A 10526-nucleotide genomic window follows, 5' to 3' on the forward strand; every position below is an offset into this window, starting at 1 on the left:
TGCGTGCCGCCATCCTGACCCTGCTCGCGGAGCGGCCGATGCACGGCTACGAAATGATCCGGGAGATCGCTGAGCGCAGCCAGGATCTGTGGCGCCCAAGCCCCGGCTCGGTGTACCCGACCTTGCAGCTGCTGGTCGACGAAGGTCTGATCGTCGGATCCGAAATCGAAGGCAGCAAGCGGCTTTTCGAGCTGACCCTGGACGGACGGGCCGCAGCCGAGAAGGTGGAGACACCGCCGTGGGAGCAGATCGCCGAAGACGCCGATCCGTCCCAGATCAACCTGCGGGCCGCGCTGGGTCAGCTGATCGGCGCGGTCACCCAGTCCGCGCACGCAGCGAGCGCCGAACAACAGCAGCGCATCGTCGACATCGTCAACAATGCCCGCCGCGAGATCTACGCCATCCTTGGCGAAACCGAATGACGTTTCGGCGCGCTGGGCCACCCCTCGGCTCAGCGCGCCGATTCACGTGTCAACCCAATCCAGCGTCCGCTGCACCGCTTTGCGCCAGCCCGCATACCCGGCAGCGCGCTGATCCTCGCTCCACGCGGGCGTCCAGCGCTTGTCCTCGCGCCAATTAGCCCGCAGGTCATTCGGATCATCCCAGAAGCCGACTGACAAGCCAGCTGCGTAGGCGGCGCCCAGGGCCGTGGTCTCGGCAACGACCGGGCGCACCACATCTACGCCGAGCACGTCGGCCTGGATCTGCATGCAGAGGTCGTTGGAGGTGATACCGCCGTCCACCTTCAACACCTCGAGGTGGGCACCGGAATCAGCTTCCATGGCGTCGACCACGTCGCGACTCTGGTAGCAGATCGCCTCGAGCGTGGCGCGGGCCAAGTGGGCGTTGGTGTTGTACCGCGACAAGCCGATGATTGCGCCGCGGGCATCTGATCGCCAGTAAGGCGCGAACAGCCCGGAGAACGCCGGCACGAAATACACCCCGCCGTTGTCATCGACCTGGCGGGCCAACGCTTCACTCTGCGCGGCACCGCTGATGATGCCCAACTGGTCACGTAGCCACTGCACCGCCGAACCGGTGACGGCGATCGACCCCTCCAGGGCATAGACGGGTTTGGCGTCACCGAACTGGTAGCACACCGTGGTCAACAGACCGTTGCGTGACCGCACGATCTTCTCACCGGTGTTCAGCAGCAGGAAATTGCCTGTGCCGTAGGTGTTCTTGGCCTCGCCGCCCGTCAAACACACTTGGCCCACCATCGCGGCGTGCTGGTCGCCGAGAATGCCGGTGATCGGCACCTCGCCACCGAGCGGCCCGGTCGCCGACGTGACGCCGTACGGCTGCTTCGGCGACGACGGCGCGATCGTCGGCAACATCGCCCGCGGAATCGAGAAAAACGACAACAGCTCGTCGTCCCAGTCCAGCGTCTCGAGGTCCATCAGCATGGTGCGGCTGGCGTTGGTGACGTCGGTGACGTGCACTCCGCCCCGTGGGCCGCCGGTCAGATTCCACAGCACCCAGGTGTCGCACGTGCCGAACAAGGCGTCACCGTGTTCAGCGGCGTCCCGCGCGCCGTCGACGTGGTCCAAGATCCACTGCAACTTGCCTCCGGAAAAGTAAGTCGCCGGAAGCAGCCCCGCTTTACGCCGGATCACATCGCCGCGCCCGTCGCGGTCCAGAGCCGATGCAATCCGGTCGGTGCGGGTGTCCTGCCACACGATCGCGTTGTGATACGGCCGGCCGGTGTGCCGATTCCATACCAGTGTGGTTTCCCGCTGATTGGTAATACCCAGCGCCGCAAGGTCGGTCGCCTCGAGGTTGGTGCTGTTCAGGGCCGACACCAGCGCCGACGCGGTGCGCTCCCAGATCTCGACCGGATTATGCTCCACCCACCCCGCGCGCGGCAGGATCTGGTCGTGCTCGAGCTGGTGACGACCGACCTCGGCGCCGTCGTGGTCGAAGACCATGCAGCGGGTACTGGTGGTGCCCTGGTCGATGGCGGCGACGAAATCTCCGAACTCAGCCACCCAGCTCTCCTTCATGGTGGTCACTTCATGCAATCGTCCATGATGGTCTACATGGGCAAGCGAATCGCCGACATCGAGCGGATGCCGCGCGGTGGGCCGAAGGCATCGTGCTTGGACCGCCGACTGGAGACCAATCGTCAGGAGTACCTCGACCGCGACGACGTCGACAGCCTCAAACGCACCGTGGTCCGTTCCCTGGACCGGCTGGGGAAGGTCTTCGGCCTGCACGAGCGGTTCGCCGGCATCGCCCTCGACGAGATCGCTGACGTGCCCGATCCCAGAATCCTCGAACTCGGATCCGGCCACGGCGCACTCTCGCGAGCACTGCTGGAGATGCATCCGAGCGCCCATGTCACCGTCACCGACGTCGAGCCTGGCTCGCTGGCCGGCATTGCCGCCGGCGATCTCGGCAGCCACCCGCGCGCCACGGTGCGCGAGATGGACGCCACCGCGATCGATGCACCCGACGGGTTCTATGACCTCGCGGTGTTCGCGATGTCGTTCCACCACCTTCCGCCGGCGCTGGCCTCGCGCGTCTTCGCCGAAGGCACCCGTGCTGCGGACAAGCTGCTGATCATCGACCTTGTGCGGCCGTCGGCACCGCTGCACCTGCTGCAATTGGCGTTCATGGTGCCGTTGAGCGTCGCTGTCCCGCTGTGCCATGACGGGTTCATCAGTTCGCTGCGCGCCTACAGCCCGTCGGCGCTGCGGGCGCTGGCCCGGCACGCTGATCCGGCCATCGCGCTGCAGCTGCGCGGCGGCGGGCTCGATCTGCCGTTTCGCCCGCGGCCCCAGATTGTGGTTGCCAGTCGGTTGCACAGCCGCCGGTAAGCCTGTTGCATTTCCGATGTGGGCGAAGAAATCAAGCGCATCGCTTACAGCCGAGCGCACCGGCAGGAGTACCGGCGCAAAGTACAGCTCTGTCTGGATGTCTTCGAGACCATGCTCGCCCAGTCCAGTTTCGATTTCGAGCGGCCGCTCACCGGGATAGAGATCGAATGCAACCTAGTCGACGCGGACTATCAGCCGGCCATGTCCAACCGCGATGTGCTGGCCGCCATCGCCGATCCGGCCTACCAGACCGAACTGGGCGCCTACAACATCGAATTCAATGTGCCGCCGCGTCCGCTGGCCGGCCGAACGGGCCTGGAGCTCGAAGCTGAGGTTCGTGCCAGTCTAAATGCCGCTGAAAGCAAAGCCGGCTCCAGCGGCTCGCACATCGTGATGATCGGCATTCTGCCGACGCTGATGCCCGAACACCTTGCCGCGGACTGGATGACCCAGTCGGCGCGGTACGCGGCCCTCAACGAGTCCATCTTCACCGCACGCGGCGAGGACATCCTGATCGACATCAGCGGCCCCGAACCGCTGAGCCTTTACTACCCCACCATTGCGCCCGAGTCTGCCTGCACCAGCATGCAACTACACCTGCAGGTCTCACCCGAAGACTTCGCCGACAACTGGAACGCCGCGCAGGTGCTGGCCGGACCACAGTTGGCGCTCGGCGCGAACTCGCCGTACTTCTTCGGCCACCAACTGTGGTCCGAAACTCGCGTCGAGCTGTTCGGTCAGGCGACCGACACCCGGCCCGACGAACTGAAGGCGCAAGGAGTGCGGCCGCGGGTGTGGTTCGGCGAGCGCTGGATCACGTCGATCTTCGACCTGTTCGAGGAGAACGTTCGCTACTTCCCGTCACTGCTGCCGGAAGTGTCCGATGAGGATCCGGTGGCCGAACTGGCCGCCGGGCGCGCCCCAGAACTGCCGGAGTTGCGTCTGCACAACGGCACCGTATACCGCTGGAACCGGCCGGTGTACGCCGTCGTCGACGGTCGGCCGCACCTGCGGGTGGAGAACCGGGTGCTGCCGGCCGGCCCGACGGTCATCGACATGCTGGCCAATTCCGCGTTCTACTTCGGCATGCTGCGCACCATGTCCGAGGAGGACCGTCCGGTATGGACCCGGATGAATTTCGCTGCGGCGCAATCGAACTTCGTTGAGGCGGCCCAACGCGGCATCGATTCTCGGCTGTACTGGCCCGGGTTGGGCCACGTGGGCGTCGACGAATTGGTACTTCGTCAATTGCTTCCGATGGCGCACGAAGGCCTGCGCCGCTGGGGGATGACCACCGAGGCGCGCGAACGGTATCTCGGTGTGATCGAGGGACGCGCCAGGTCTCGCCGCAACGGCGCGGCCTGGCAGGTATGCACCGTACGTGCGCTGCAGCGGGGCGGGACGCCCCGGCCCGCTGCACTGGCGGAGATGTTGCGACGGTATTGCCTGCACATGCATGTCAACGAGCCGGTGCACACCTGGGAGACTCCGGAGTAGTCCGCGCCTCAGACAGAAATGTTGTGAGAAAGGAAAAACGATCCGCATGGCTGCTTCGACGACCGTTATCTGGAAGACCGAGCCCGACGATCAAGACTATCCCGCCGCCGGCGATTACCTGGGCCTGCTCGCCGACGCCGCGACTGTCGGTAACCTGGTCGCCGGACTCAAGTCCGCCCCGGTCGTGTACAAGAAGGCCAAAGACATCTTGCGCGCCGCCCGGCTACAACTGTTGCCGGTAGACAATCCGCACGTCAAGTCTGACCTCAGGAAAATCAAGAAGGACAAAGCACTTTCACCGATCCTGCTGATCCGCGGCGATCTCGGGTCCGGCCTGCCGTTGCAGGTCGCCGACGGCTATCACCGGGTATGCGCCAGCTACCACACCGACGAGAACACCGACATTCCCTGCCGGATGGCCTGACAGGCTGGTGTTCGAACCGTCGTTCAACTGGACGGAATCGCCGAATGCAAAGGGGTGACAGTAAAGTCGAGCGCCAGCTGGTTGAAAGTCATCGGCAGCGGCTTATCCGGTTCCAGCCGAGGCGTGGAGGTCAAGCGAAGGTCCAACGCGCTCAACAAGTTTGCCAGCAGGGTGCTGGTGACGAACTGCAGCAGGTTTTTCCCAGGGCATTCACCGGGGCCGGCGGAGAACGGCACCAGTTGCGGGTACTGCTGAGCGCGCCCGTCCACCCAGATGTCGGGCGTGAACCGGTGGGCGAACGGCAGCAGGTCGTCATCACGGTGGAACGCCGGCACGACGATCATCAATCCGGCACCCGCGACGACGGTGAAATGCTCAAGTCCGTCGCGCCATTCGGTGTCCTCGGTGGTGTCGCGCAGGATCGTCGGCGTGGTGGGCCATAGGCGAATCGATTCCAGCACGCAACTGCGCAGGAAAGGCCGCAGCGCCGCAACGGCAGGCGTGTCGGCGTCGGCCAGTGCGCGAGTCCGCTCCTCGGGATGACTCGCCAGCAACGCCAGCGCCCGCAGCGATGCCATGCCGGCAGCGTCGAAGGCGAACAGCCGATGCGGCATCTGACCTATCGGATCGACCGCTCCGGCCACCGGCATATGCGATTACGGCGGCCGGTCGCCAGACGACGGTCGTCGACAGCACGTTGTTCTACTTCTTGTCGATCGGGGGACCGAACTGGCGAATCCGGACGCCGCACTCCAGACTCGCGTTATAGTCGGCGCGTGATCGTCGGCGATCTGCTGACCGGGCGCGACAGCGAACTGATGGCTATTCGCCGGGTGCTGGGCGGCGTTGGCAATTACACCGGCGTGGTGATCATCGGAGCCGCCGGGGTGGGCAAGACTCGCCTTGCCCGTGAGATAGTGACGCGCGCCCAAGCCTCCGGTGAGCACACAAGCTGGATCGTCGGGACCGAATCCGCCCGCCGTATCCCGCTCGGCGCCTTCAGCGCGTCGCTCGGTGACATGCAGTCCGACCCGCTGTCGAGCGTGCGGCGCCTCGTCGACTCGTTCACTGCCCGCCGGCGTCAGGGCCGGGTGTTGGTCGGGGTCGACGATGCGCATCTGTTGGACGGATTGTCGGCGCATGTTGTGCACCAGCTTGCCCAGTCACGCGGCGCGCGCATGGTCGTCACGCTGCGCGCAGGTGCCGACGAGCCGGATGCGGTGACAGCGTTGTGGAAGGACGGTCCACTCAGCCGCCTGGACCTCGGACCGCTGTCGGCTGCGGCGACCAGGCGCGTGATCGAGACGGTCCTCGACGGCCCCGTCGACACCCGCAGCGCTCGTCGATTCTGGAAGCTGACCGGCGGAAACGCCCTGTTCGTGCGGCAACTCCTGCGAGACCAGGTGGCTGCCGGCCGGATACGGCAGGTGGCGGGCGTGTGGATCTGGGATGAAGACGTCGCGGTCTCAACCGACCTCGGCGACACGGTCGGGCGGCAGTTGAGCGGCCTCAGTCCGGATCTTGCGCTGGTCCTCGACACCTTGTCGCAGTACGAGCCGCTGCCGGTCGACGTGTTATGCGACTTGGTGCGCCGCCGCGATCTCGAGGTTGCCGAACAAATGCGCCTGGTCGCCGTAGAGCGCGCCGACGGGACGCTGATGGCCCGGCTCACACATCCACTTTTCAGCGAGCTTCGCCGGGCGTCCGCCGGCGAGCTGTATCTGTCGCGGATCCGCGGTCGGCTGGCGCGGCGGTTGGCAAAGGATGCCGACACGGACATGCACGCCACCGTCCGGCGGGCGCTGCTCACCTTGGAGTCGGACTCGGAACCGAACGGGACCCCGGACGCCGACCTTTTCCTGCAGGCAGCGCGGTTCGCCATGACATCGCTCGACCTGCAATTGGCCGACCGCTTCGCCACCGCCGCTGCGGAAGCGGGAGCGGCTGAGGCTGTTGGCGTCCGGGCGATGAACTTGGTGCTCGCCGGACGCGGCGACGAAGCCGAAGAGGTGCTGCGGTGCATCGACGGGGGAACCCAGCCGGACGGCCACCGATGGTCGACTGTGCGGGCGGCCAACCTGATCTGGATGCTCGGCCGGCCCAAGGATGCGTCGGCCATCCTCGAGGGGCTCGCAGCAACGCGCGAGTCGGCGACTGACCAGGCGGAGCGAGCAGCAGTGGAAGCCTGCGTGGATGCGGTCCTCGCGCGGTGTGAGCTTGCGTCCGAAAAGGCCGCAGCCGCCATGCGTTTCGAAGGGTTGTCCGACTTCCACGCGATGATGGCATCGCTGGCGTTGGTCATGGCGATGGGCGCGCTGGGCGACGTCGACGACTTGACCGAGGTGGCCGCCGGGGCGCTCCGACGCGCCCTGACGTCGTTTCAATCCTCACATATGCGGTTCTGGTTCGGCAGCGTCTACGCGCGGGCGTGCCGGTTGACCGGTCGCATCGACGAATGCGTGCAGTCGGCCGGTCAGATCGCTGATTCGGCCAACGACATACCCGGGCTGGCTTACGCGAACCTCGCATTTCTCATGGGCTACGCCGATTTGATGCGCGGCGCGGTTTCCGACGCCGTACGGCTGCTTCGGGAAGCGCTGGCCGGCGCTCATAAATACGGTGTGACAACGGGGTTGCGGCCAGCAAGTTGCTTCGCGCTAGCCGAGGCTCATGCCAAGCTCGGGCAGCCGGACAAAGCGAACGCCGCGCTGAGTCAAGCACGGGAATGCGTCCCGCCTGACTATCTGTTCATGCAGACCGCTTCTGACCTGGCAACGGCATGGACGCTTGCCGCCGGCGGTTCGCTGTCCGAGGCGATCGCGACCGCGCGAGCGGCCGCCGAGGACGCACGCGACCGCGGACAACCCACACATGAGCTGGCCTGTCTGCAGGCCGCCGCTCAGTGGGGCGACGCTTCCCCCACCGCGCGCGCCCGTGAACTCGCCGACCTGTTGTCGCTGCCGCTGGCCCGGGCCGTCGCCCGGCACCTGGAAGCGCTGCAGGCTATGGACGGTGAGGCGCTGCTGGCCGTATCGGCCGAATATCGGGTGATCGGTGATCAGGCTACGGCCGCCGACGTCGCCGCCCAAGCCGCGGTCGCTTTCAGCCGGGCGCAGCAGCGCAAGCGCGCGCTGTACGCTGCAGCGCTTTCCCGCGAGTTGGCCGACGCCTGCGGCCGATTGTGCACACCTGCCCTGCGCAATCCGGTGGAAACTCCGTTGACCGGTCGCGAGAGAGAAGTGATGGAACTGGTTGCCACCGGCATGTCCAACCGCGACATCGCCGACCGGTTGGTTATGTCGGTACGCACTGTCGAGGGCCACGTCTACCGCGCCTGTCAACGTGTGGGCGCCAAGTCCCGAGCGGAGCTCGCAGCGGTTCTGCGAGCCGGCCCGGCGGCACAGGACGACTGTCCCTTGGTGACCACTTCCCTCAAGGTGAAACCAGCTCGATCGCCCAGAAGTCGCTCGCCAAATGGGCGCCGTTGATCGGTGAGCTGTCACCGCTGATCTGGGATCCGGTGATATACGGATACGGCATGTAGAAGTAGCCGCCGTCACCCCAGGATGGTCCCCACGAGTTGCGGACGATGAGCCGGCTTTCGGGATCCGAGTAGCCGACGGCGAGAACGGCGTGACCGCCGACCGTGGGATCACCCGGTTTGGGCATCGGCATAACGCCCGTTTTGGCAACCTCCGCAGACTCGAAGCTCTGGTACACGGTGAAACCAAAGACCACAGCGAGCTTCGACGAGATCGCGTCTTTCAAATCACCCAGCGTCTGTACCGCCCGGTACTGCACCGCCTTGTCCACGGTCGCGGAGACATAGCAGCGTTTCGGCGGTTTCACCGCGAACATTCCGGTGTCGTAGGGCCACAATGGCTCTGGGCATACACCGTCGGAGTCGACTACCTTAATGCCGTCCCTGATGACGGCGCCCGCATCGCTTGAGACGGTGCCTTCCAACGCCCGCTCGTTGTAGTAGATGAACAACCGCGACGGCGTGAAGTCGCCCAAGCCCTGCCGGTTCCGCTCGTATTCCATCGCGCCGGCGATAGCGTTGCCGGTGCATGACCCGAGCTGACCCTGGTCGTACACCGGCGGCATTGAGGGCCGCAAGTCAGCCTCGGCGGGCGGCAAATCCTTGAGCCGCGCGGTATACAACTTGTCCCGCGCATCGGGCAGCTGCCGTCGCCAGCCGTAACCGCGCACATGGCTCAAGTCTCGATTCGATCCAGCGGCGTGGACGCGCTTGCGTTCGCCTAGAACGGTCATTGCGGGCTCCTCAGGCAGAAGTTGTCGATGAGCTGACGGTAAGGCCGCCGGGCAGGCCCCACATGCGTAGTGCGTTACCTGCTTGCGGCCCCGACGACTACGCGGCCGTCCACGCCGCCGCACAGGTTACGAGTAAGCAGCTCGAAACCATGGCACTCACAGCATCTTTGGCGGTGGTGTGTGGCTCCCCCGACACAAAACCGCGGAGTACCTTGGTGCTCATGGCTAATGAAGTGATGGATTGGGACAGTGTGTACCGCCAGGAGGGCGACTTCGATGGTCCGCCGCCGTGGAATATCGGCGAGCCGCAGCCAGAATTAGCCGCGCTGGTGCGCGCGGGCAAATTCCGCAGCGACGTGCTCGATGCCGGCTGCGGCTACGCCGAACTGTCGTTGGCGCTGGCCGCCGAGGGATACACCGTCGTCGGCGTCGACCTGACCCCCACCGCCATCGCCGCCGCCAACAAGGCGGCACAAGAGCGCGGATTGCGCGACGCCAGCTTCGAGGAAGCCGACATCACGTCGTTTTCCGGGCATGACGGCCGGTTCAACACGGTGGTCGACAGCACGCTATTTCATTCCCTGTCGGTCGAGGACCGCGACGCCTACCTGCGGTCGGTGCACCGGGCAGCGGCCCCGGGTGCAAGCTACTACGTGCTGGTGTTCGCCAAAGGCGCCTTCCCGGACGGGCTGGAGACCAAGCCCCACGAAGTCGACGAAGACGAGTTACGCGCCGCGGTGAGCCAGGTGTGGGAAATCGACGAGATCCGGCCGGCCTACATCCACGCCCGCTCACCGGCTGTCCCGAACGCGGGCGGACCCGCCGTCGAGTTCCCGCAGCACCCGAAGGACGAGCAAGGCCGGGTCAAGATGCCCGCATATCTACTGAGCGCGCACAAGGCAAGCTGACCGGACTCAGGCCACCGCGGCCGTCGCGGCGGCCAACGCCTCGGCAAAGCAGGTCAATTCGTCGGTGGTGGCATCGATGTGCGGTGAGATCCGCAGCACCCGCCCGGTCAACTCCAACGGTGCCCGCTCGACCGTCGCGGCCGTGGTCACAATCCGCCGCTCGGTGAGCAGCCAGCCGCGCACGGCCGTCGGGTCCGCGCCGGCATCGGGAGCCAAGGTGGTGATCGCGCTGGGCTCGGTCAGCGGTTCGACCACCCGCCAGCCCCGCACGTCGGCCAGTGCAGTTCGGGTGCTGCGGCCCACCTCGCTCAGACGGGCCTGCATCGCCGGCGGGCCGAAAGCCAGGTACTCACCCACTGCTACCGAAAAGCCCACGCGGGCGGCGACATTCGCTTCGCCGAACTCGAGTCGTTGATCTACCGGCAGGTGCGCGGGCCAATCCGGCGGAGGTAGCCGCGGGCGCAGCTGCCGCATGAGACCGGCCCGCACCGCGAGCACGCCGACACCACGCGGCCCGGCCAGCCATTTGCGCGACGAGGAGTACAGCGCGTCGGCGCCTACCGCACAGTCGATGTGGCCCAGCGCCTGGGCGGCGTCCACGAC

General features: G+C 66.1%; 10 protein-coding genes. 6 read left to right on the plus strand and 4 right to left on the minus strand.

The window, feature by feature from the left end; translation table 11 throughout:
* A partial coding sequence (locus tag WA317_RS00425; protein WP_425171151.1) for a PadR family transcriptional regulator occupies positions 1-422 on the plus strand: 422 nt, incomplete at its 5' end.
* A 42-nt stretch (positions 423-464) separates the two neighbouring features.
* Here WA317_RS00425 and glpK read toward each other — a convergent pair.
* On the minus strand, positions 465-1988 hold the full coding sequence (gene glpK / locus WA317_RS00430; protein WP_425171152.1) for a glycerol kinase GlpK: 1524 nt from the start codon (positions 1986-1988) through the stop codon (positions 465-467).
* A gap of 42 nt (positions 1989-2030) precedes the next feature.
* Between glpK and WA317_RS00435 the strand changes: the two genes are divergently transcribed.
* Genes WA317_RS00435 through WA317_RS00445 form a run of 3 tightly spaced genes read left to right on the plus strand, consistent with a single transcriptional unit; the run spans position 2031 to position 4740 of the window.
* Positions 2031-2819: a methyltransferase domain-containing protein gene (locus tag WA317_RS00435; protein ID WP_425171160.1), complete on the plus strand. Its 789-nt coding sequence runs from the start codon at positions 2031-2033 to the stop codon at positions 2817-2819.
* A gap of 18 nt (positions 2820-2837) precedes the next feature.
* Positions 2838-4316, plus strand: a complete 1479-nt coding sequence (locus WA317_RS00440) for a glutamate--cysteine ligase (RefSeq protein ID WP_425171153.1) — start codon at positions 2838-2840, stop codon at positions 4314-4316.
* 46 nt (positions 4317-4362) lie between these two features.
* Positions 4363-4740, plus strand: coding sequence for a hypothetical protein (locus tag WA317_RS00445; protein ID WP_425171154.1), 378 nt, complete (start codon positions 4363-4365; stop codon positions 4738-4740).
* A gap of 23 nt (positions 4741-4763) precedes the next feature.
* Here the strand turns inward: WA317_RS00445 and WA317_RS00450 are convergent, their stop codons facing one another.
* Positions 4764-5384 (minus strand): cytochrome P450, encoded by a 621-nt coding sequence (locus WA317_RS00450; protein WP_425171155.1) that lies wholly within the window; start codon positions 5382-5384, stop codon positions 4764-4766.
* Positions 5385-5516: 132 nt separating this feature from the next.
* On the opposite strand from WA317_RS00450, the gene WA317_RS00455 reads away from it, so the two are divergent.
* Complete coding sequence (locus tag WA317_RS00455) at positions 5517-8228, plus strand: LuxR C-terminal-related transcriptional regulator (protein WP_425171156.1); 2712 nt, start codon at positions 5517-5519, stop codon at positions 8226-8228.
* On the opposite strand, the gene WA317_RS00460 is transcribed toward WA317_RS00455, so the two are convergent.
* A complete protein-coding gene (locus WA317_RS00460; protein ID WP_425171157.1) occupies positions 8173-9015 on the minus strand; it encodes a C1 family peptidase in 843 nt (280 codons plus the stop codon). The genes WA317_RS00455 and WA317_RS00460 overlap by 56 nt on opposite strands.
* Before the next feature lie 221 nt (positions 9016-9236).
* Between WA317_RS00460 and WA317_RS00465 the strand changes: the two genes are divergently transcribed.
* Positions 9237-9923, plus strand: a complete 687-nt coding sequence (locus WA317_RS00465; RefSeq protein WP_425171158.1) for a class I SAM-dependent methyltransferase — start codon at positions 9237-9239, stop codon at positions 9921-9923.
* A 6-nt stretch (positions 9924-9929) separates the two neighbouring features.
* On the opposite strand, the gene WA317_RS00470 is transcribed toward WA317_RS00465, so the two are convergent.
* Positions 9930-10526, minus strand: a 597-nt coding sequence (locus tag WA317_RS00470; protein ID WP_425171159.1) for an aminotransferase class V-fold PLP-dependent enzyme, incomplete at its 5' end; no start/stop codon positions are given.

The organism is Mycobacterium sp. (assembly GCF_049802695.1).
In the GTDB taxonomy this organism is placed as follows: Bacteria; Actinomycetota; Actinomycetes; order Mycobacteriales; family Mycobacteriaceae; genus Mycobacterium.